General features: G+C 71.9%; 15 protein-coding genes. 10 read left to right on the forward strand and 5 right to left on the reverse strand.

The features are described from left to right. The first annotated feature begins 21 nt into the window (after nt 1–21). Together ACH0BZ_RS14600 and ACH0BZ_RS14605 are read left to right on the forward strand one after the other, a co-directional pair. A complete protein-coding gene (locus ACH0BZ_RS14600) occupies nt 22–1,524 on the forward strand; it encodes an aldehyde dehydrogenase family protein (RefSeq protein WP_406899358.1) in 1,503 nt (500 codons plus the stop codon). Nucleotides 1,525–1,530: 6 nt separating this feature from the next. Beyond that, nucleotides 1,531–2,556: an oxygenase MpaB family protein gene (locus ACH0BZ_RS14605; protein WP_406899360.1), complete on the forward strand. Its 1,026-nt coding sequence runs from the start codon at nt 1,531–1,533 to the stop codon at nt 2,554–2,556. Here ACH0BZ_RS14605 and ACH0BZ_RS14610 read toward each other — a convergent pair. Together ACH0BZ_RS14610 and ACH0BZ_RS14615 are read right to left on the reverse strand one after the other, a co-directional pair. Further along, on the reverse strand, nt 2,553–4,034 hold the full coding sequence (locus ACH0BZ_RS14610) for a DUF222 domain-containing protein (protein ID WP_406899361.1): 1,482 nt from the start codon (nt 4,032–4,034) through the stop codon (nt 2,553–2,555). The genes ACH0BZ_RS14605 and ACH0BZ_RS14610 overlap by 4 nt on opposite strands. Nucleotides 4,035–4,135: 101 nt before the next feature. Beyond that, entirely contained in the window at nt 4,136–5,371 is a 1,236-nt protein-coding gene (locus ACH0BZ_RS14615; RefSeq protein WP_406899362.1) for a TetR/AcrR family transcriptional regulator, read from the reverse strand. 238 nt (nt 5,372–5,609) lie between these two features. On the opposite strand from ACH0BZ_RS14615, the gene ACH0BZ_RS14620 reads away from it, so the two are divergent. The 4 genes from ACH0BZ_RS14620 to ACH0BZ_RS14635 all read left to right on the forward strand — a co-directional run bounded on the left by ACH0BZ_RS14620 (nt 5,610) and on the right by ACH0BZ_RS14635 (nt 9,349). Continuing rightward, nucleotides 5,610–6,599 carry an NAD(P)H-dependent flavin oxidoreductase gene (locus ACH0BZ_RS14620; RefSeq protein WP_406899363.1) on the forward strand — a complete coding sequence of 330 codons (990 nt, stop codon included), beginning with the start codon at nt 5,610–5,612 and terminating at the stop codon, nt 6,597–6,599. Further along, nucleotides 6,596–7,393, forward strand: a complete 798-nt coding sequence (locus ACH0BZ_RS14625) for an enoyl-CoA hydratase-related protein (RefSeq protein ID WP_406899364.1) — start codon at nt 6,596–6,598, stop codon at nt 7,391–7,393. Before ACH0BZ_RS14620 ends, ACH0BZ_RS14625 begins: the two co-directional genes overlap by 4 nt. Before the next feature lie 63 nt (nt 7,394–7,456). After that, nucleotides 7,457–9,049 carry a fatty-acid--CoA ligase FadD5 gene (fadD5, locus tag ACH0BZ_RS14630; RefSeq protein ID WP_406899365.1) on the forward strand — a complete coding sequence of 531 codons (1,593 nt, stop codon included), beginning with the start codon at nt 7,457–7,459 and terminating at the stop codon, nt 9,047–9,049. Between the two features lie 18 nt (nt 9,050–9,067). Beyond that, entirely contained in the window at nt 9,068–9,349 is a 282-nt protein-coding gene (locus ACH0BZ_RS14635; protein ID WP_406899366.1) for a hypothetical protein, read from the forward strand. On the opposite strand, the gene ACH0BZ_RS14640 is transcribed toward ACH0BZ_RS14635, so the two are convergent. Further along, nucleotides 9,346–10,044 (reverse strand): GntR family transcriptional regulator, encoded by a 699-nt coding sequence (locus ACH0BZ_RS14640; protein ID WP_406899367.1) that lies wholly within the window; start codon nt 10,042–10,044, stop codon nt 9,346–9,348. The two genes, ACH0BZ_RS14635 and ACH0BZ_RS14640, sit on opposite strands and share 4 nt — an antisense overlap. A gap of 333 nt (nt 10,045–10,377) precedes the next feature. Here ACH0BZ_RS14640 and ACH0BZ_RS14645 point away from each other — a divergent pair, with 333 nt between their 5' ends. The 4 genes from ACH0BZ_RS14645 (at nt 10,378) to ACH0BZ_RS14660 (ending at nt 16,933) form a co-directional block, all read left to right on the forward strand. Further along, nucleotides 10,378–11,178, forward strand: a complete 801-nt coding sequence (locus tag ACH0BZ_RS14645; RefSeq protein WP_406899369.1) for a crotonase/enoyl-CoA hydratase family protein — start codon at nt 10,378–10,380, stop codon at nt 11,176–11,178. Nucleotides 11,179–11,321: 143 nt separating this feature from the next. Then, nucleotides 11,322–13,898 (forward strand): glutamate-cysteine ligase family protein, encoded by a 2,577-nt coding sequence (locus ACH0BZ_RS14650; protein WP_406899371.1) that lies wholly within the window; start codon nt 11,322–11,324, stop codon nt 13,896–13,898. Continuing rightward, entirely contained in the window at nt 13,891–15,759 is a 1,869-nt protein-coding gene (locus ACH0BZ_RS14655) for an alpha/beta hydrolase family protein (RefSeq protein ID WP_406899372.1), read from the forward strand. The genes ACH0BZ_RS14650 and ACH0BZ_RS14655 overlap by 8 nt, the downstream gene beginning before the upstream one ends. Beyond that, nucleotides 15,746–16,933 carry a M20 family metallopeptidase gene (locus ACH0BZ_RS14660; RefSeq protein WP_406899373.1) on the forward strand — a complete coding sequence of 396 codons (1,188 nt, stop codon included), beginning with the start codon at nt 15,746–15,748 and terminating at the stop codon, nt 16,931–16,933. Before ACH0BZ_RS14655 ends, ACH0BZ_RS14660 begins: the two co-directional genes overlap by 14 nt. Here ACH0BZ_RS14660 and ACH0BZ_RS14665 read toward each other — a convergent pair. Together ACH0BZ_RS14665 and ACH0BZ_RS14670 are read right to left on the reverse strand one after the other, a co-directional pair. Then, on the reverse strand, nt 16,926–19,112 hold the full coding sequence (locus tag ACH0BZ_RS14665; protein ID WP_406899374.1) for a YhgE/Pip family protein: 2,187 nt from the start codon (nt 19,110–19,112) through the stop codon (nt 16,926–16,928). The two genes, ACH0BZ_RS14660 and ACH0BZ_RS14665, sit on opposite strands and share 8 nt — an antisense overlap. Beyond that, nucleotides 19,109–21,712 carry a YhgE/Pip family protein gene (locus tag ACH0BZ_RS14670; protein ID WP_406899375.1) on the reverse strand — a complete coding sequence of 868 codons (2,604 nt, stop codon included), beginning with the start codon at nt 21,710–21,712 and terminating at the stop codon, nt 19,109–19,111. The genes ACH0BZ_RS14665 and ACH0BZ_RS14670 overlap by 4 nt, the downstream gene beginning before the upstream one ends. Nucleotides 21,713–21,830: the final 118 nt, after the last annotated feature.

A 21,830-nucleotide genomic window follows, 5' to 3' on the forward strand; every position in this document is an offset into this window, starting at 1 on the left:
TCTGAAACGGGAGGACCACTGATGACGACCACCGAGCCCACCAACAGCACCGCCGACCGCACGTTCGCCAAGGTCGACCCGCGCGACGGCGCGCCCCTGGCCGAGTACCCGATCGCCGGTCCGGAGGAGGTGGCGCTCGCGGTCGAACGGGCCAGGGGTGCCGCGCGGTGGTGGGCCAACCAGGGCCCGCGCGGCCGCCGAGAGTGGCTGCTCGAGTACAAGCGGGCCATCGCGTCTCGCGCCGAGGAGCTGGCCACGCTCATCTCCGTGGAGACGGGCAAGCCGGAGGAGGACGCCACCCTCGAGGTGATGCTCGCGATCAGCCACCTGGACTGGGCCGCCAAGAACGCCGACAAGGTGCTGCGCCGTCGCTCGGTCTCGGCCGGCCTGCTCATGAGCAATCACGCCGCGTACGTCGAGTACCAGCCGTACGGGGTCGTGGGCGCGATCGGGCCGTGGAACTACCCGGTCTTCACGCCCATGGGCACGCTCACCTACGCCATGGCCGCGGGCAACGCGGTGATCTTCAAGCCCAGTGAGCACACGCCGGGCGTCGGCGTCTGGCTGGCCGACGTGTGGAACTCGCTCGGCGCCTCCCAGCCGCTGTTCCAGACGATCACCGGCGACGGCTCCACCGGCGCGGCGCTGTGCACCGCGGGCGTCGACAAGCTGGCCTTCACGGGCTCGGCCGCGACCGGACGCAAGGTCATGGCCGCGTGCGCCGAGACGCTCACCCCGGTCGTCATCGAGGCCGGCGGCAAGGACGCGATGCTCGTGGACCGCGACGCCGACCTCGAGGCTGCGGCCGACCAGGCCGTGTTCGGCGCGATGGGCAATGCCGGCCAGACCTGCGCGGGCGTCGAGCGGATCTACGTGCACAAGGAGGTCCGGGACGACTTCGTCCGCCGTGTCACGGGCAAGGTCACGGCACTCATCCCCGGCACGAGCTCGACCTCGAGCTACGGCCCCATGACGCTGCCCGGGCAGGTCGACATCGTCCGTCGCCACGTCGACGACGCGCTGGCCAGGGGCGGCACGGCCGTCGTCGGCGGCGCGGACTCGGTGGGCGAGCGGGTCGTCGAGCCGGTCGTGCTCGTGGACGTCCCGGAGGACTCCTTGGCCGTCACGGAGGAGACGTTCGGCCCCACCGTCGTCATCAACTCCGTCGCCGACCTCGAGGAGGGCGTGCAGAAGGCCAACGCCACCACCTACGGCCTCGGCGGCGCGATCTTCACCAAGAACCGCAAGCGGGGCCTGGCGCTGGCGGAGAAGCTCAACGCGGGCGGCGTCTCGGTGAACGCCTTTCTCGCCTTTGCCGCCATCCCCACCCTGCCGTTCGGCGGCTCGGGCGACTCGGGCTTCGGCCGCATCCACGGGGCCGACGGCCTGCGCGAGTTCTCGCGGCCCAAGGCCATCACGGTCCAGAAGTTCCAGGCGCCCATGAACCTCATGACCATGACGCGCAAGCCGCGCGACATGAAGGTGGTCAAGTGGATGCTGGCCAACGTGCACGGGAAGCGGTGACGGCACATGACGACGACAGCCGAGAGGCCTGCGACGGAGGCCGCCCCGGGCGTCTTCGGTCCGATCCCGGCCGAGCTGCTCGCCGACGCGACGGCGGATCACCCGCTCACGGCCGACGTGCCGCGCCGGCCCGGCCGCTGGTACTGGCGTGACCTCATCGCCTCGCTCGACCCCGTGGCCGACGCCCCGGAGATCCACCGGATCACCGCCGCCTACGAGTTCCCGTGGGACTACCAGCGCTCGCTGGAGTTCGCGCTGTACCGCACCTTCTGCGTGCCGAGCGTGTCCCGGGTGCTCGAGGAGGCCGGCCAGTTCCGCGACGCGCCGCAGAAGCGCTACGACGACACGGCGCTGCTCATGGCCGAACTCGTGGAGCACGGCTACGACTCGGCGCGCGGGAGGGAGTCGCTGCGGGTGATCAACCGGCAGCACGCGCGGTACGAGATCTCGGGCGACGACATGCTGTACGTGCTCTCGACGTTCATCTACGAGCCGCTCGAGTGGATCGACTCCTTCGGCTGGCGGCGCCTGCACCCGCACGAGCGGCTGGCCGCGTTCCACTTCTACCGCGGGGTGGGCCAGAGGATGAACATCGCCGACATCCCCGAGGACATGGGCGATTTCCGGCGGTGGCGCGACGACTACGAGGAGCAGACCTTCCGCTACGACCCGGACAACGAGAAGATCGGCACGGACACGCTCGACCTCATGTGCTCGTGGTACCCCACGCCGCTGCGGCCGGCGGTCCGCAGAGCCGTGCTCGCCCTGGTGGACGACGACATGACCCGCGCCTTCGGCTTCCCGCGTCAGCCGGCCGCGCTGCGACGGGCGGGGCACGCCGCGTTGCGCGCCCGGTCGAAGGTCGTGCGGTGGTTGCCGGTCCGCCGCGAGGAGTACGGCACCACGGGCACGGAGAACCGCACATACCCGGGCTATCCGACCGGCTACCGGCCGGCGGACCTCGGAGCGCACCCGATCATGCCGCGCGAGCGTCTCGGCGGCTGCCCGGTGGCACACACGCCCAGCCACTAGCCGGCGGTGTCGTGTGGTGGGTAGTGGCGGCGGTGGGGCCGTTCGGCCAGGCGTCTGAGCGTGGCCTCGCGGAGTTGCTCGCGGGCCAGGGCGAGCATGCCGCCGGGTTGTGTTCGGTACTCGTGGCCGGTGTCGGTGCGGATGATCAGCTCGCCGTCCCCGCGGGGTCCGGGTAGGTAGCTCCAGGGGCCGAAGGTCTTCTCCTGGTGGTGCATCTTGCACAGGCAGACCAGGTTCCACTCGGCGGTGGGCCCGCCCTCGGCGGGGTCGGCGTGGTGGAAGGCCAGGACATGGTCGACCTCACAGTCCTCGGCTCTGACGGTGCATCCGGGGTGGCGGCAGGTGCCGTCCCGCTGGCGGATGCGGCGTTTGAGGGCGTCGGAGATGAAGTACTTGAGGGCGTCCAGTGAGTCGTCCTGGGCGCCGATGGCGGGGTCGATGAGGTCGAAGCGGGTGGCGCCGTTCTCCTCTGCCAGGACCTGGTTGCACAGCCAGTCGAAGCTGGCGTAGGCCCCGCGGACGAACTCCACGCGCTGGGGCAGGCCCTGGGCTGCGGCGGCGATGACGGTGACCTGCAGTCGGCCCGAGCGGGCTCCGCGGGCCGGTCGGGCGGGGCCGTCGCCGGACGGGGAGTGGTCGCCGGAAGCGGCGGCGTCGCCGCAGTCGCAGTCGCCGTCGTGGTAGTCGCCGGCGGGCGACCGGGTGCCGAGGTCGGTCAGGGCGTCGGCGAGGCGCTGGGCGGTGGTGCGCTCGTCGCCGGGGTCGGCCTCGGCATCGGTGGCGGCGGTGTCACGCAGCCGGGCTTCGAGGGTGGCGGCGTCCTGGTCGGGTAGCAGGGCCCACATCGAGGTCAGGCCCTCGCCCTGCGGGCGGAAGGTGACCCGGCGCTTGTCGCGGGCGGCTTCGTTGCGGCGGTCCACCTCGTCCGGGTCGCAGCTCTCGATGGCGCGGTCGATGCGTCCGCCCAGGGAGCTGCGGGTGGGCGGGTCGCCGTCGTCGATCTGGGTCCGCAGTCCGGTGACGACCTGCCGTTCGACGTCGCCGACGAGATCGTCGGGTACGCCGGCCAATCGGCAGGCCAGGTCCACGAGCAGGGCCTCGTCGAATACCCCGTCGCGGGCGTGCTGCGACAGCAGGGGCAGGCGGGTGTGGAGTTGGACGGCGGCGGTGATCATGCGGTCGGCGTGCCAGGTCGGCAGGCCCATCGCGGTGGACACGTGCGAACGGGCCAGGCGGGTGGGGGCCAGTCGGGCGTACCCGGGTCGCTGCGGGCGGCCGGCGGCGGCATCCTCGTCGTCACGCCGGATGTCCTCGGCCTCGGTGCGGGCGGTGACGGCACAGACCATCGCGAACACCGCGTCGATGCGGTCCACCGCGGCCAGGTTCTGGTCCAGCGTGAACTCCCGGGACGCCTCGACGAGCTCGGTCAGCGACATCGACGCCAACGGCGAGGCCGCGGGCATGGACAGGACCGTCATCGCACCCACCCCCCTCGGGCAGACCGCCGAACCCCCCTGGTTCGAATCTGTGTACGACTCTAACCGACGCCCCAGAGGTAGCGCAAGTGTTCGAATCTAACTCAGTCGCCCGGCCGGAGCGGGATCCGTGCGAGCTCTCCGAACCGGCCCCCGGCGGCGGGGTGGTAGCCGACCATGCGGCCACCGTCGAGGACGATCGCCAGCGCCGCGTGCACGCGGATCCGCGCGGTTTCGTCGCTCGTGCCCGGCACCGCCTCGCGCAGCAGACCGGCCCAGCGGTCGAGCTGCGCGCGCTGGGATCGGCGCAGGCGGCGGCGGTCGTCGGGCTCGAGCGTGCCGAGTTCGGAGTGGTAGAGCATGAGCTCGGGTCCGTGGGAGAGCGCCACCGTGACGTACCCGCCCAGGAGGTCGTCGAGGACCTCCGCGGGGTCGTCGCCCGGGGCGTGCAGGGCGGCGTGCTCGTCGAGGATCCGTTCGACGAACGCGGCGGTGCGGGACACCGCGGCGGCGAGCAGCGCCGACTTGCCGGGGAAGTGACGGTACAGCGCGGAGGCGTTGACGCCGACGTCGGCGCCGATGTCCTCCATCGTCACGTCGTCGTAGCCGGACAGGTGGAAGCGGGCGATCGCGGCCGAGAGCGCGGCCTCCCGGGTGGCCGCACCGCCGCGCAGGCGCGGTACGGCGGGGCTCGGGGCGGCGGAGAAGCGGGCGGAGGAGGTGTCGGCGGCCGGCGCGGGCGGCGGACCCGGCGTCCAGGCGGCGAGGTCGCGGGCGATCGCGGTCATGAGGGCCACGGCGTCGTCGGGCTCGACGGCGACGCGGTGGTCGCCGAGGGAGGCGACGGCGGCGAGGATCGCGCCGGCGGCCGAGCCGGAGCCCCGGGGGTCTACGTCGAGCCCGGTCCGGTGAGCCCGGACGGCGTCGGTGACGCGGGACCGGATCTGCTCGAAGACCGCGGTGACCGCGGCCCGGTCCTCGGGGCTGAGGTAGCGGCCGTGCCAGCGGTAGAGGGCGCCGCGGGAGCGGTGGACGAGGGTGGCGCGGGTGACGGCGTCGACGAGCGCCTCGAGGTCGCCGGTGCCCGCGGCGGCGTCGAGCTCGACGACGAGGGTGAAGACCGCGTCGCGGAACATCTCGTACTTGCCCTGGACGTGCCGGTACAGCGCGCCGGGCGTCACGGCGAGGCGTTCGGCGATGTGCTCGACCCGCGTCGAGTGGTAGCCGCGCAGGGTGAACTCCTCGGCCGCCGCGAGGGCGATCTCCGCACGTCGGGAGCCCGGTTCGGGCGCGGGGAGCGAACCGTCGAGGGGGCCGCGGTGCGCGGGGAGTGTCGTCACGGTCACCACCTCTCGGCTGTCTCGTGGGCCTCGTCGTAACGCGGTGTGATCTTGACAACAGCCGCTACAGTGGCCATAGTAAACCGTGATTCACAGATATATGTGATCGAATCCACGAGATCCCGGAAAGGAACCCCTCGCCCATGTCAGTGCCCGGGGCCTATATCTACGACGCGGTGCGGACGCCGCGGGGACGCGGGAAGGCCGCCTCGGGCGGCACCTACGAGGAGGTCCAGCCATGATCCGTACCCGCTTCACCGAGGAATTCGGGGTCCGCCACCCCATCGTCCAGGGCGGCATGATGTGGGTCGGCCGCGCCGAGCTCGCCGCCGCCGTCTCCGAGGCCGGCGCCCTGGGCATCATCACCGGGCTCACCCAGCCGACCCCCGAGGACCTGGTCAAGGAGATCGCCCGCTGCCGGGAGATGACCGACCAGCCCTTCGGTGTCAACCTCACGATCCTGCCCGCGATCTCCCCGCCGCCGTACGCCGAGTACCGGCAGGCGATCGTCGAGTCCGGCGTGAAGATCGTCGAGACCGCCGGGTCGAATCCCAAGGATCACCTACCGGTGTTCCACGAGGCCGGCATCAAGGTGATCCACAAGTGCACCTCGGTGCGGCACGCGATCAAGGCCGAGCAGCTCGGCGTGGACGCCGTGTCGATCGACGGCTTCGAGTGCGCCGGCCATCCCGGAGAGGACGACGTCCCCGGGCTCGTGCTCATCCCGGCCGCGACGGCCAGGCTCACGATCCCTGTACTGGCCTCCGGCGGTATCGCCGACGCCCGCGGGCTCGTGGCCGCGCTCGCCCTCGGCGCCGACGGCGCCAACATGGGCACCCGCTTCATGTGCACCGCCGAGTCGCCGGTCGCCGAGCAGGTCAAACAGCAGATCGTGGCCAACACCGAGCTGGACACCACGCTCATCTTCCGCACCCTGCACAACACCGCCCGGGTGGCCGCCAACGCCATCTCGGCCGAGGTCGTGGCCAAGGAGGCGGAGGGCTGCGAGTTCTCCGACATCCAGCACCTCGTGGCCGGCGCCCGCGGTCGAAAGGTCTTCGAGGACGGCGACCTCGACGCCGGCATCTGGACCGCCGGGCAGTGCCAGGGCCTCATCGACGACGTGCCCACGTGCGGCGAGCTCGTGGACCGCATGATGGCCGAGGCCGAGGAGATCATCACCGCACGCCTGGGCGGCATGGTGACGGCGACGGGGTCCGTCCGATGACCGCTTCCGGATGCGAGGCACTCCGCGTCGAACGCGACGACCTCGGCGTGGTGACCGTGACCATCGACCGGCCCGACCGGATGAACGCGGTCGACTACGCGACGCTCTGCGCGCTCGGCGAGACGATCACCGAGGTGGCCGCCGACCCCGGCACCCGCGTGATCCTCCTCGCCGGCGAGGGCGGCGCCTTCACCACCGGCGCCGACCTCCAGGCCGCCCGTGAGCAGGCCGAGGCGGGGACGGCGCCGCCGGTCGAGGCCACGATGGACGCCGCCAACACCCTGGTCCGGGCCGTGCTCACCGCACCCGTGCCGGTGATCGCCGCGGTCAACGGCCCGGCTGCCGGGGTCGGCGTCTCGCTGGCTCTGTCCGCCGACCTGATGGTCATGTCGGACGACGCCTACCTGCTGTTCGCATTCACCAACATCGGCCTCATGCCCGATGGTGGTGCCAGCGTCCTGCTGCCGGCGTCGGTGGGTCGCGCCGTGGCCTCGCGGATGCTGCTGTGCGGCGATGCCGTCTCGGCCGCCGAGGCCAGCGAGGTGGGCCTCGTGGTGGACGTCCTGCCCGCAGCGGAGTTGCACGCGGCTGCCGCCAAGCTCGCGCGGCGCCTGGCCCGCGGCCCGCGTCGCGCGCTGGAACTGACCAAGCGGGCCGTCACCCTGGCCGCGCTCACCGAGCTCGAGGCGACGCTCGGCCGTGAGCACGAGGGGCAGTGCGAACTGCTCGTCTCGCCCGACTTCGCCGAGGGCGTGGCCTCGATCCTCGAGAAACGCCGTCCCGACTTCGCCTGAGCCGAGAGTCTCGCCACCCCACCGACCCGCCTGCCGGTACCCACCTCACGAAAGGCCGTAGCCATGACCACCGCCGCCCCCGACCCCATCGCCGACCTCCACGCCGCCCGGCGCAACAACTGGAACACCTGGGTGGCGACCCACGCCGAGATGAACCCCGACGGCGAGGCTCTGCGTTACCTCGGCCAGACCACCACCTGGTCGCAGCTTCACGAGCGCAGCGGGAAGTTCGCCGCCGCGCTCGCGCGCCGCGGCGTGGGCGAGGGCGACCGGGTCATGCTCATCACGCTCAACACCCCCGAGTTCATCGAGGCTGTCCTCGGCATCAACCTGCTCGGCGCGATCGCGGTACCGGTCAACTTCCGGCTCACGCCGCCGGAGCTGGCCTACCTCGTGAGCGACTGCGCACCCAAGGTCGTCGTCACCGACGCCATGTTGGCCCCGCTGGTCGGCGCCATCCGCGCGCAGGGCGAGGAGCCGGGCGACCACATCGTCATCGGCGGCGAGTCGGGCACGCCCGAACAGACCACCTACGCCGACGCGCTCGCCGAGGCCGGCGAGCCGCACGCGCGGGTCGACGTCCCCGAGGACGCCACCGCGCTCATCATGTACACCTCCGGCACCACGGGCCGCCCCAAGGGCGCCATGCTCTCGTACGAGAACCTCACGGCCCAGTCGCTCACCTGCATCCGGGTGTTCCGCCTGTTCGACGAGGAGGGCCGCGCCCTGTGCGCCGCCCCGATGTTCCACATCGCCGCGCTCGGCTCGATCGCTCCGAGCCTCCAGCTCGGCGGTGTCACCGTGATCCACCCGCTCCAGGCCTTCGACCCGGCGGGCCTGCTCGACACCCTCGAGGCCGAGGAGATCACGAGCATCTTTCTCGTGCCCGTCCAGTGGCAGGCCGTGTGCGCCGAGCAGCAGGCCAACCCGCGGAACCTCTCGCTCCGCAACATCTCCTGGGGCGCCGCCCCGTCCACGGACACCATTCTGCGCGCCATGGCCGAGACGTTCCCGGACGCGCTCAACTGCGCGGTGTTCGGCCAGACGGAGATGAGCCCCATCACGTGCGCCCTCGACGGCGACGACGCGATCCGCAAGCTCGGCTCGGTGGGCAAGGTCATCCCCACCGTTCAGGCCCGCGTCGTGGACCCGTTCGGCGAGCCCGTTCCGCAGGGCGAGGTCGGCGAGATCGTCTACCGCGGCCCCACCATGATGAAGGGCTACTGGAACAAGCCCGAGGAGACCGCCGAGGCCTTCGAGGGCGGCTGGTTCCACTCCGGCGACCTGGTCCGCATGGACGAGGAGGGCTTCGTCTACGTGGTGGACCGCAAGAAGGACATGATCATCTCCGGCGGTGAGAACATCTACTGCACCGAGGTGGAGAACACCATCGCCGGCCACCCGCGCGTCCGCGAGGTCGCCGTGATCGGGCGTAAGGACGACAAATGGGGCGAGGTCCCCGTCGCCGTCGTCGCCCAGAATGAGGCCGACGGGCCCGACCTCACGCTCGACGAGCTCACCGAGTGGCTGCGCGAGCGGCTCGCCGGCTTCAAGTTGCCCAAGGACCTCGTCCACGTGGAAGAGCTGCCGCGCAACGCCAGCGGCAAGGTCGTCAAGGGCACGCTGCGCTCCGAGCACGGCTCCGTCGGCGTCTGATCCGGTCCGAGCAGGCCCATGGTCTTCCACCTCCCCAAGGCGAAGAGCCCCGTCGTCGACCTGTCCGGTCAGGTCGGCTCGCTCGTCGGCCTCTCGGTGTTCACGCTCTTCAGCTGCGTGCGCACCGTGCTTAGGGGGCGGCTCTCGCTGGCCGAGACCCGGGACCAGGCGCTGTTCATCGCGCGCGTGAGCTCGGTGCCGGCGCTGCTGCTCATGCTGCCGGTCGGCGTACTCGTGGCCGTCTCGGTGGGCGAGCTCGCCCCGGACGGGCCGCGGGCTAATGTGAGCGCGGCGGACTAGGTTCCGGGTTCGGCCCCGGCCTCGGCGTCGTCCCACACACCGGCCTGCTCGAGGTGGTCGATGAGCAGCCGGGCGCCGTTGGCGTACTCGGTCTCGATCACGGCGTGGGCGGTGGCGACGTCGCGGTCGCGGAGCGCCGTGAGCATGCGCCGGTTGTCCTCGAGCGCGGTCGTGCGCCACTGCTCGTCCTCGGCGTAGAGCCGGTACGGCAGGTACCGGGCCGCAGTGGACAGGAAGCGGGCGAGCTTGTCCGAGCGCGACGCCCGGTTGATCGAGCGGTGGATGGCGTACTGGGCGCCGACGACGCCGTCGGCGTCCCCGGTTCGCACGGCGGCCTCGAAGTCCTCCACCAGGCGCGCGTGGTGGTCCAGTTCCTCGGGGGTGAAGCGCTCGATGGCGCGGTCGGCGATCCGGGTGGCCAGAGTCGTGAGGTGCCAGAAGATGTCCTCGACGTCCTCGCGGCTCATCGGGGAGACGAGGTAGCCGCGGCGCGGGACGAGGTCCACCAGGCCCTCGCCGCGCAGAGTGAGCAGGGCCTCGCGCACGGGGGTCACGCTCACGCCGAGGGTGGCCGCGGTCTCGTCCAGGCGGATGAACTCCCCGGGCCGGACCTCGCCGCTCATGATGCGGGCACGGACGTGGTCCGCCACCTCCTCGGAGAGCTGGGGCCGCTGTGCGAGACGGGTCGGGACCATGTCCGCCACCTCATTTCCGTGACTGTCTTTCCGGCAGAACGTGACCGCGGCGGGTGCCCCCGGCCGATGGCCGAAATCAAATATATCCGAAAGGGTCGCGTTCTCCCGACATCGGGGGAGTACCGGGTGAGAACACTGCTGTCCACCCTGGCCCTGGCGGTCACCGCCCTCGTCGTGGTCCCCACCGTAGCGGCGACCGACCCGTCCCCGGGGCCGCGCCCGGCGGCCCCCACCCGTCCCGGCCTCGTGCTCGGAGTCGCCGCGGGAGGTCGGCTGCGCCTTCGTCCCGCCGATCACGCCGTTGCGCAGGTGGGTCGGGGGCACACTGTCCGCATGACCCACACCGAGAACCGCCCCGCCGTCCGCACCGAGCGCCGCGACCACGTGCTGCTCGTGACCCTCGACCGCCCGGAGGCCCGCAATGCCGTCAACGGCGAGCTGAGCACCCTGCTCGGCCGGGCGCTCCACGAGGCCGACACCGATCCGGAGATCCGGGTGGTGGTGCTCACCGGCGCCGGCGAGCAGTCGTTCTGCGCGGGCGCCGACCTCAAGGCGATCATGCGCGGCGAGGACATCTTCCCGTCCGAGAACCGGCAATGGGGATTCGGCGGGATCATCCAGCACCCGGTGTCCGTGCCGGTGATCGCGGCCGTCAACGGAGTGGCGTTGGGCGGCGGCACCGAGATCGCCCTGGCCTGCGACCTCGTGGTGGCGGCCGACCACGCGCGCTTCGGGTTGCCCGAGGTCAAGCGGGGGCTCATCGCGGCCGCCGGCGGGGCGTTCCGGCTCATGGAGCAGGTGCCGCACCGGGTGGCCCTGGAGATGATGCTCACCGGCGAGCCGATCACCGCCGCCCGGGCGCACGAGCTGCACCTGGTCAACCGGGTGGTTCCCGCCGCGGAGCTGCTCGACACCGCGCTTGGGCTGGCCGAGGTGATCGCGGCCAACGCCCCGCTGTCGGTGCAGGCCACCAAGCGCGTGGCCCTGGGGATCACGGACGGCGCCCGGCCCGGCGAGGACGAGGCGTGGCGCCGCAGCGACGCCGAGATGATGGCCGTGATGGGCTCCGAGGACGCCGCCGAGGGGCCGCGCGCCTTCGCCGAGAAGCGCGAGCCGGTGTGGCGCGCCCGGTAGCACACCGCCCGCGGGTTGCGCCGACGGGGTCATGATCGTCAACTCCTCCGACGGGGGCGGCGGCAAGGACACGTGGACCCTGCACTGAACCGGCGCTGAACGCTGCGGGTGCGGGCGCGGCGGCGCTGCCCTAGCGTGGCCGCATGACCGCCGGACAGCGATGGATCAGGCTCGAAGAGGAACTGCATCTCGTGGACCTGCGGACCCGGCGGCCCGTGCGCCGGGCCGCGGAGGTCCTCGCCGCCGTGGGGGACGACTGCGTCCACGCCGCCCGCCATGGGGCGCTCGTCGTGGTCGACCACGGGGAGCACACCCGGCTCGGCAGCCTGGCTGAGACCGTGCGTGAGCGCCGTGACCGGCTCGCCGAGGCCGCCAACGGCATCCGCACCGGGCTCGTCGCGGCCGGAGCGCTCGCCTCTCCGGGCGTCGAGTTCGACACCGACCCGGACGAGCCGGACACCGCGCCCGGCCACGAGTCCCGTACCCGCGCGGCCGCCCGCTTCCGCGTGACCGTGGAGACGGCCGACGCCGACGAGGCGCAGTGGGTGGCCCGCCGCGTCGCCCCGCACGCCCCCGTGCTCCTCGCCCTGTCGGCGGGCTCGCCCTACTGGGCCGACGGCCGGGATTCCGGCTACGCCTCCACGCGCGCGTTCGAGGCGCGCTGGTCGCCGTCGCACTTCTCCGCCGTCCGCACCGACACGGCCGAGGGCGTCCTCGAGGCCGAGGACGAGCTCGTCGCCACGGGAGTGGTGGCGGATCGGGAGCTCGTCGACATCGACGTCCGGCCCGCGCGGGACGGGGCGGGGGTGGAACTCCGGCTCTGCGACTCGTGCAGCACGGTGGACACTCTCGTCGTCGTCGCCGGGCTGTTCCGTGCCCTCGTTGACACCCTCCTCGCCGGGCGGGACGGGGGCGGGGACTGGGAGGATCCGTCACCCACGCTGCTCGCCGCGGCGTTCTGGCGGGCCGCCCGCTCCGGCCTCGAGGGGGACCTCGTGGACGTTGACACCGGCCGGCCGCGCCCCGCCCCCGAGGTGCTCTCCGCGCTCGTCGCACTGGTGTCCGACAGGCTCGACGCCTCGGGGGAGCGGGAGCTCGTCGAGGACCTGCTCGACGGCATCCGGGGTGCCGGCACCTCCGCCGCGCGCCAGCGGGCCGCCCACCGGCGCCGCGGCCGGCGCAACGACGTGGTGGCGGTTCTGCTCGCCGAGACCGTCGGGCGCATCCGGCCCCGCGACACCGCCGACGACACCGGCATGCGGTCCATGCTCTCGGCCTACTCCCCGCTCGGGGAGGCCGTGACCGAGGACGTGCACGACGAGGCCATCACGACCGACGGCGAGCCGCGGCCCGAGTACGTGGACGTGCTCAAGGCCGTCTCCGACCTGGGGGCCGACGAGCTACGCGAGCGGAAGAAGGGCGTGGACGCCGGGCTCCGCGAACTCGGGGTGACGCTCAAGGTCTACGGCAAGGACGAGCCGCAGGTGTTCCCACTGGACGCCGTGCCGCGCATCGTCCCCGCCGACCAGTGGGGCCGCATCTCCGCGGGCATCGAGCAGCGGGCGCGGGCCATGGAGCTGTTCCTGCGCGACGTCTACGGCCCGGGCGAGATCATCCGCGCCGGCGTCGTCCCGCAGGACGCGCTCGACCGCGCGCCCGGCTTCCGCCCCGTCACCGGCCGCGCCGTGCCCGAGGGCGCGCTGCACACGCCGATCGCCGGCGTGGACCTCGTGTCCACGGCGCCCGGCGAATGGGTGGTGCTCGAGGACAACCTGCGCATGCCCGGTGGCCTCGCCATGGCAGCGGCCCTGCGTGACCGGATCGCCGAGAACTACCCCGAGTTCGCCGCCCGCGGCGAGATCCACGACCCGCGGGACGCGTTCGAGATGCTCCGCGCGACCCTGCGTGCCGCCGCCCCGGAGGGGGCCGACGGCGAGCCGACCGTCGGCGTGGTGATCGCCGAGGACGAGCTGTCCTCGTTCGACCTCAACCAGGTCACCCAGGCGATCGGGGGGACGCTGGTCACCCCGGCCGAGCTGCGCTGTGACGAGGGTCGGCTGTGGCGCGTCGACGGTGGCGAGCGGGAGGCGATCGACGTGCTCTACGTCCGTATGGACGAGGAGATGCTGCTCTCCTCCGAAGGCGCAGACGGCACGCGGTTGCGGCACGGCCTGCTCGCCGCGATGCGCGACGGCGGTGTGGCCGTGGTCAACGCCCCCGGCAACGGCGCTGCCGACGACAAAGCGATCTACGCGCTCGTGCCCGACATCATCGACTTCTACCTGGGCGAGAAGCCGCTCATCGGTCAGGTCGACACCTACCTCTGCTCGGACCCCGCGCAGCGCGCGGAGGTGCTCGACCGGCTCGGGGAGCTGGTGGTCAAGCCGATCGACGGCTACGGCGGCTCGGACATCACCGTGGGGCCCGAGTGCTCGCCGCGCGAACTCGACCAGCGGCGCGAGGAGCTACGCCGCCACGGCGAGCGGTTCGTGGCGCAGGAGGTGCAGCCCCTGTCCACGCTGCCCACGTTCGACGGCCGTGAGCTGCAGCGTCGGCACGTCGACATGCGCGCCTTCGTCATGCTCCGGCCCGGCGCCAACGGGGAGATCCTCGCCTCGGCTCCGCCCGTCGCGCTGACGCGCGTGGCCCCGGCGGGCACCATGGTGGTCAACGCCTCGAGCGGAGGCGGTGGAAAGGACACCTGGATTCACCGTGCCTGACACGACCGAGGTCACCGAGGAGGCCGAATCCCGCGACACCGCGGGGCCACCCGACGACGCGGCCGGCGGGCCGCTGGAGGTCCGGCACACGACCTCCCCCTGCCTGTCCCCGGACGGCTCGCTGCTCGCCTGCGTGGTGACCGAACGCACCGGGTTCCCGCGCGCCGTGCAGCGGCCGCTCGGGCCCGGCGGGTTCGAGGGGGCCGGGCCCGAGCGCGACGTGGTCCTGCCGGTCGACGGCCCCGTCCGCCGCGTCGCCTACTCGCCCAGCGGCAGGTGGCTCGCCTGCGAGGTGGCTCCCGACGGCGGTGAGCGCGAGCGCATCTGGCTGGTCACCACCGACCCCGAGGACGAAGGCTGCTACCCGGTCCCCAACAACCGCGGCGCCACTGAGCGGATCGTGTGCTGGGACGGCGACCTGCTCGCGGTGACCGCCTTCGACTCCGAGGGCCTGGCCGAGGGCCGGCTCGTGGACCCGGAGACCGGCGAGTCCACGGTGGTCGACAGCCGGATGGGCGGGGCGCTGGTCCATGCCCGCGACGGCGCCGCGCTGTTCCGGGTGGGCGCCCGCGGCCAGCGCGAGCTGCTGCGGATCGTGCCCGACGGCCGCTGGTGGCCGTTGCTGCCCGTCGACACCGGATCCACCACCGACGCCGGCGTGATCCTCGACGCCGGCGGCGACGGCCGGCCCATGCGGGTGCTGGTACGCAGCGACCACTCGGCCGAGCGGATGGGCCTGCTCGAGGTGCGGGCCGACGAGGGCGGCACCGAGTCGTGGAAGCTCGCCTACCGCGCGGACGCCGACCTCGACCAGGTGGAGGTGAGCCTGGACCGGCGCACCGCGGTTCTGCTGTGGAACGTGCACGGCGGACTGTCGGAGATCGAGGTCCTCGACCTCACGCGGCGCCGGCCCCGCGTGATCGCCCGGCCGCCGCTGCCCGAGGTGGTGGCCTCCTCGCCCTCGCTCACCGCCGACGGTCGCCTGCTCGCGATCACCGTCCAGAGCCTCGACCAGCCGCCACGTGTCGCGGTGTTCGACGTGCGCCGCCGCCGGTGGATCGGCGAGCCGCCCGCCCAGCCCGACCCGGCCCCCGAGCTCCTGCGCTTCACGGCCCGCGACGGGCTCGAGCTGACCGGCTGGCTCTACCGCGCCGACCCCGACGCCGGTCCCGGGCCCACCGTCGTCCACCTCCACGGCGGCCCGGAGGGCCAGTCGCGCCCCGGCTACGACGACATCGCCCGCCGCTGCCTCGACGTGGGCGTCAACTACTTCCTGCCCAACGTGCGCGGTTCCACCGGCGCCGGGCGGTTCTTCAGCCATGCCGACGACCGGTACGGCCGCTTCGCCGGGATCGACGACGTCGAGGACGCCCTGCTCCACCTCGTCGAGGAGGAGGTCACCGACCCAGCCCAGGCGATCATCTCCGGCCGGTCCTACGGCGGCTACCTGGTCAACGCGAGCCTGGTCCGCCACGCCGGCCGGTGGCAGGGCGGGATCGCGGCCTGCGGGATGAGCGACCTGCAGAGCTTCTACCGCACCACCGAGCCGTGGATCGCCGCGGCCGCCTACCCCAAGTACGGCAACCCCCTCCAGGAGCGCGAGCTGCTCCGCGAGGCCTCGCCGCTGCGCCGCTTCCACCACATCGACGTCCCCGTGCTGTTCGTCCACGGCGTGCACGACACCAACGTGCCGCTCAGCGAGACCGAGCAGGCCGCCGAGGCCCTGCGCCGCCGGGGCGTACCGGTGGACATCCTGCTGTTCCAGGACGAGGGTCATGAGTTCGTGAAACTGGCCAACCGGCAGCTGCTCGGGGACCGGGTGGTGGAATTCTGTCAGGAGGTCCTGGGTGTTGGGACGTAAGAACCGCAATGACGACGAGGCGGGCGACCTCGAGGGGCGGATCATCGCGTGGCGGCGCCACCTCCACGCCCACCCCGAGCTGTCCTACGAGGAGCACGAGACCACCGACTACGTGGAGGCCCGGCTCCGCGACCTGGGCCTGAAGCCCCGCCGGTTCGACCTGGGCACCGGCCTGTGGTGTGACGTCCCGGCCGCGAAGGGGGCCTCCGCCACCGACGTGGTGGGCCTGCGCGCGGACATCGACGCGCTGCCCATGGACGAGGACTCCGGCCTCGACTTCGCCTCCACCGTCGAGGGCGTGAGCCATACCTGCGGCCACGACGGCCACACCGCCATGCTGCTCGGCGCCGCCGAGATGCTGGTCGCCGACCCGCCGCCGCGTCCGGTGCGCCTGATCTTCCAGCCCGCCGAGGAGACCATGCCCGGCGGGGCCCTCGACTGCGTGCGCGAGGGCGTCGTGGAGGGCGTGGACCGGATCCTCGCGCTGCACTGCGATCCGCACCGGAAGGTCGGCGAGGTGGGCGTGACCGCCGGCGGCATCACCTCGTCCAACGCCAAGCTCCGTCTCCGCCTGACCGGCGCCGGCGGGCACACCGCCCGGCCGCACGAGACGCAGGACGTCGTCCACGCCCTGGCCACCGTCGCCGCGGGCCTGCCGGCCGTGCTCAGCCGCCGCGTCGACCCGCGCAGCGGAACCGTGCTCACCTGGGGCGCGATCTCCGCCGGCGGCGAGGCCCCCAACGTCATCCCCGACTCCGGCGAGCTACTCGGCACCCTGCGCAGCGCCGACCGTGACGTATGGGCCGAGGTCGAGCCGCTGGTCCGCGAGGCCGTGGACCAGCTCGCCGCGCCGTACGGCGTGGGCGTGGAGCTCGAGTACACGCAGGGGGTGCCTCCCGTGGTCAACGACGACGAGTGCGCCGACCTCGCCGCGCGCGCCGTCGAGTCCGTGCTGGGCCCCGAGGGCGTCGGCCCCGCCGAGCAGTCCAGCGGCGGTGAGGACTTCGCCTGGTACACCGAGGAGGTCCCCGGCGTCTACCTGCGCCTCGGCGTGTGGGACGGCCGGAGCGAGGAGACCGACCTGCACCACCCGAGGTTCCGGCTCGACGAGGCCGCGCTGATCCACGGCGCCCGGATCTTCGAGACCTTCGCGCGGCTGGACCGGATCACATGAGCTTGGTGGACTCCAGCGCCTGCATGAGGTTGCGGTTGTAGCCCATCAACGACCGGCGGAGCCCCAGCCCGAGCAGGAGCGCGGGCACGAGGAACAGCGCCAGGTGGGCCAGATCCCACCAGTAGTCCCCGGAGTGGATCCCGGCGAGGGCCGCGCGCGTCGCGTTGATGGCGTGCGTCGCGGGCAACCACGAACTGATGTCCTGGAACCACTGGGGAAGCAGAGGCAGCGGGTACGACCCGCCCGAGGCGGAGATCTGGATCACGAGGAGTAGGACGCCGAGCGCCTTCCCGGCATTTCCGAACGCCGCGACGAACGAGTAGATGAGCAGCGTGAACACCAGCGAGGTCAGCCACGCCGCCACGATGAGCAGGAACGGGTGGGCGGGCTGGACTCCGACGAAGACTATGTTGCCCAGGCTGACCAGGGAGCTCTGGAGGAAGCCGATCACGGCGACGATGCCGTAGCGGCCGAGGTAGGCCTGTGTCGGAGTGAACGACGGGCTCCCGGGTACCGCGCCCTCCGGCACGTCGTAGCGGATCGACACGACGATCAGCAGCGCCCCCACCCACAGCCCCAGCACCGTATAGAAGGGTGCCATCGCCGCGCCGAAGCTCACGACCGGATACACGGGGTTGCGGTCGAGGTGCACCGGGGCGGCCAGGGTGGCCGCCAGCACCTGCGGATCCGGTCCGATCATGCGGCTGAGCGCGTCGAGATCGCCGGAGTCGAGAGCACGGGACAGCGCGGAGGAGACCTCCTCGAATCGCCGGGCGGAGTCGGTGAGCGAATCCGATATGGAGGCGGTGGTCGACTCCGCCCGGTCGAGGGCCGCGAGCAGGGAATCGGTGTCCGAGGACAAGGTCGACGTGGCGTCGGACAGGTCCGCCCCGATCGCCGAGATGCCGTCGTCGACGGAGGAGAGCGTCGCGGCGAGCCGATCGAGTTTCGGCTTGAGGTTGCCGGAGTACGCGTCCTGCGCACCCCGGACCGCGGCCCTGGCCTGCTCGATCAGGTCGCTCACCTCGCGCCGGGTGTTCCCTAGGTCGGCGGCGTCGTCGGTCACCCGCGTGGCGGCGGAGTTCAGGCCCTCGGCCAGAGCCTGCTGCCGGGCGATTGCGGCGTCGAGCCTGGAGACGACCAGGTCGACAGCGCCCCGGGTGGCCTCCGGGGCAACCGGCCCCACCGTCCGGATCAGGCCGTCGCGCACCTGCCGGTACTGGTCGGTCTGTGTCTGCACCCGGGCGGCGAGGGTGCGGAGCGCCTCGGCCGTGGTCGCGGACCCGGAGTCGAGGGAACGGAGCACTTCGTCGGTTCGCGCCGACAGCTCCGGGTAGGCCTCGGTGCTCGTGGCGAGGGCGGCGCCCAGCGATGTCGTCGCAGCATCCAGGGTCTCCTTGAGCGAGGACGCGGCCTGTACACCGCCGCCGATCGCCTCGCCGGCGTCTCCGATCGCCCGGCCCGACGCGAGCGCGGTGTCAGAGGCGCCGGAGACCAACGGCCTGCTCGAGGCGATCAGAGAGGTGAACATCGTCGCGGTGTCCGCCCCGGCGCGCATCTGCGCCGCCATCGAGTCGGCACGTGCCTGCAGCCGGGACAGGAGTACCTGGGTGTCGGCGTCGTCGAGGTACGTCGAGAGCGAGGTGATGATGTTCATCCCGGCCTCGCCGAGGGTCGCCGCGAAGGTCTTGTTGATCCGGGTGGCCAGCTGGCCCGCCCCCTGGTCGGTGATCTTCGGGGAGAGGGCGTTCTTCTTCTCGTTGACGTAGTAGTCGATCCCGATCCGTGGGGAGTCGCCGGAGTAGAACGTCATCATGTCGCGGCTCAACGTGGGCGGCAGGACGATCGCGGCGTAGTACTCCTCGGATCTCACCCCGTCGACGGCGTCCTCCTCGGAGGTGATCACCCAGTCCAGCTGGTGGTTCGCGCGGAGCTCGGAGAGCACCTGCTCGCCGACGTTGACGCGCAGGGGTACCAGGTCGCTCTTGTACCCCTCGTCGGTGTTGGCCACCGCGACTGTGAGCTTCTGCGTGTTGGCGAACGGGTCCCAGCTGGAGATGACGTTGAACCAGGTGAACAGCGACGGGAGGGCGACGAGGCCGACCAGGACGATCACCGACATGACATTTCCGGTCGCCCGTCGAAGGTCGTGACGGGCCAGGTGCCAGATGGTCCTCATCGGTCCCCACCCCGCAGGCCCCGCTCCTCGGGCTCCGTCTCGGCGGGCTCGTTCGTGCGTTCATCGTGGGCGCGGGCCTGTGCCAGCGCCCGGTGCAGCGCGGCCTCGGACATGTGTCCCACCTCGGTGGCCCGCTCCACGCTCCAGCGTGCGTACTCGAGCGAGACGAGGACTGCCGCGACCAGGAGTGCCCACAGCACCGAGAGTCCGAGTACCGAGGACTTGCCGAGCGGGGACCAGAGTCCGAGGAGCGCGATCACCCCGATACCCGCCACGGCGGCGAGCGCTGTCAGGCGCAGCAGGGTGGGGTAGCGACGTGTGAGGCACTCCCTGCGGCGAGCGATCCGGTGTCGGTACTCGTCGTGGGCCACCAGGGCGTCAACGAGTCTTGTCAACCGCTGCCGGCCGGCGGCGATCTGGACGTCTTCGCTGACGAACACCCCCGTTTCGGCGAGCCGCCGGTTGAACAGCAGGATGACGTTGCCCAGAAGCGGCCGCAGGATCAGGCCGAGCGCGAACGCCGCGGCGACGTACACGGCCAGGACCAGCAGACACTGCAGAAGGCGGCCGCCGTAGAACCCGGCGATCGTCTCGCGTATCGCGTCGATCCCGTACGTGAACGGTAGGACGCGGTAGAAAGCTCGGAAGAAGCCGGGCATCACCTCGATCGGATAGAGCCCGGACGCCCCGGGGATCTGCATGATCACCAGCAGGACGGCCAGCCCCTTGCCGACGAAGCCGAAGGTGACGGCGAGGGCGTAGATGATGCTGAGATAGGCCAGGCCCAGCAGTACGCCGGTGCCCACAAAGGCTACGGCATCGGCCGTCTGCACCCCGATCGCGAGGGAACCTATGGTCACGAAAAGTGACTGGACGACGTTGATCACCGCCAGGAGCAGCCAGCGCCCGAGGTACGCCTGCCGCGCGGTGACCCGTTCGACCCCCTCGATATCGACCTCGAGCTTGAGCAGCACCACGAGGACGAATCCGGCAATCCAGAGCGCGAGGTTGACGAACAGCGGTGCCATGGCCGAGCCGTAGGAGGCGACGGGGAAGACGGGGTGGTCCCGCACCTCGATCGGGGAGGCGAGGAACTCGCCGATCTCGTCCGGGTGCAGTCCGGTCACAGTGCGAAGCTGGTTCCAGACGTTTGCGGTGCCCAGGGCGGTGACGTCGGTCCGCACCTCGTCGAGGCCGGACTGGGCGCCGGCGAGGTTGCCGTCGAACGCATCGAGCGCGGAGGTGGTGGCCCGGAGTTGTTCGCCCAGGCCGGTGAGCAGGTTCTGGGCCTGCGCCAGCTGGGTGCGCTGGGCGTCGAGGCCCGCCTTCAGCCCTCCAGCGCTCGCCGAGAGGGTCGACATGCCCCGGTTGAGCTCGGGGACGGTCTGGTCCACGGCCCCTCGGAGGGAACCGGTCGAGGCGGACGCCTGGCGTACCGCGGAGTCGACAGCGTTCGCTGAACGTTCGAGGGCCGAGGTCGTGGCCGCGATGTCACCGTCCAGGCGGCGGAGTTCGGACAGCACCGTCCCGTCGTCTGCCAGGCGTGCCTCCAGGGCTCCGATCACGCTGTCGAGGCGTCGGCCGACGTCGGATCCCGCGCCGACGGCGTCACGGAGCGAGCGCAATTCCGTGAGGGCCTGCGATCTGGACCGGACCAGTGCCTCGGTGTCGGCGAGACCGGAGTCGACCCCGGCCGAGGCCTGCCGCACCCCTGAGGAGATCTCGGTCACCGACCCGCCGAGCCGCGCCGACGCCTCGGCGATCAGCGTGGCTCCCGAGGTGTAGGCGCCGGTCACCGAATCGGCGACGGCCAGTAGTTCCCCCCGGGCCTCGTCCGCGATGTCCTGGGCCTGGTCGACGGCGCTCCGGACCTCGCCCAGCGTGCCGTCGACCTTCCCGAGGGTGCCCTTCGCCGAGTCGACCCGGTCCTGGGCTCCGGTGAGTGATTCCCGCAGCCGGGCGAGGCTCTGCCGCGCGGACCCGACGCCGGCGGTCGCCTCGGACAGGGAGTCGATCGTCTCGCCCTGCGCATTGTTCAGTCGACGCCGCGCGTCGGTGCCCGTACTCCGCAGTTCTTCAGCCACGGTCCGGGAGACGACGGAGACGAACTCGTCGTTGATCTGCCTCTCGAGTGTGGTGGCGCCCACGTCGGTGATCTTCGGCGAGACTGCGTTGATCTTCTCGTTGACGTAGTACTCGAGCTTCGGCCCGTCGGTCTCGCCGGAGGTGATGCCCGTGAGGCTCCTACTGAAGTCCGGTGGGATCACGAAGGCGGCGAAACTGGTGCCGGAGTGGACGGACTCCATCGCCTCGTCCCGGCCGACGAAGTGCCAGCCGAGCTGGTCGTTCTCGCGGAGTGCGTCGACGATCCGCGCCCCCACGTCGATGTCACCGGTCAGCTCGGACGAGGCGCCCCTGTCGAGATTGGCGACGGCGATGTCGATGTTCTGGGTTCTGCTGTAGGGGTCCCAGAAACCCGCGATATTCAGCCACGCGTAGAGCGAGGGCGTGATCATCATGCCGATGAGGATGATCCACGCCTTGCGGACCCGAGCGAGCCGCCCGACGTCGCGACGGAACACTTGCCACGCGTTCTGCATCTCGCCTCCGTGCGGGTCTGTGTCGTCCTTGCCTCACCTGACGGGGGTCACCCTAATCGGTCGCCGGGAAGGGGTAACCGATCAACCGGTCCCCGGGGGAATATCCGCGTCGCTACGA

The organism is Dietzia sp. 179-F 9C3 NHS (assembly GCF_045369825.1).
Lineage (GTDB): Bacteria > Actinomycetota > Actinomycetes > Mycobacteriales > Mycobacteriaceae > Dietzia.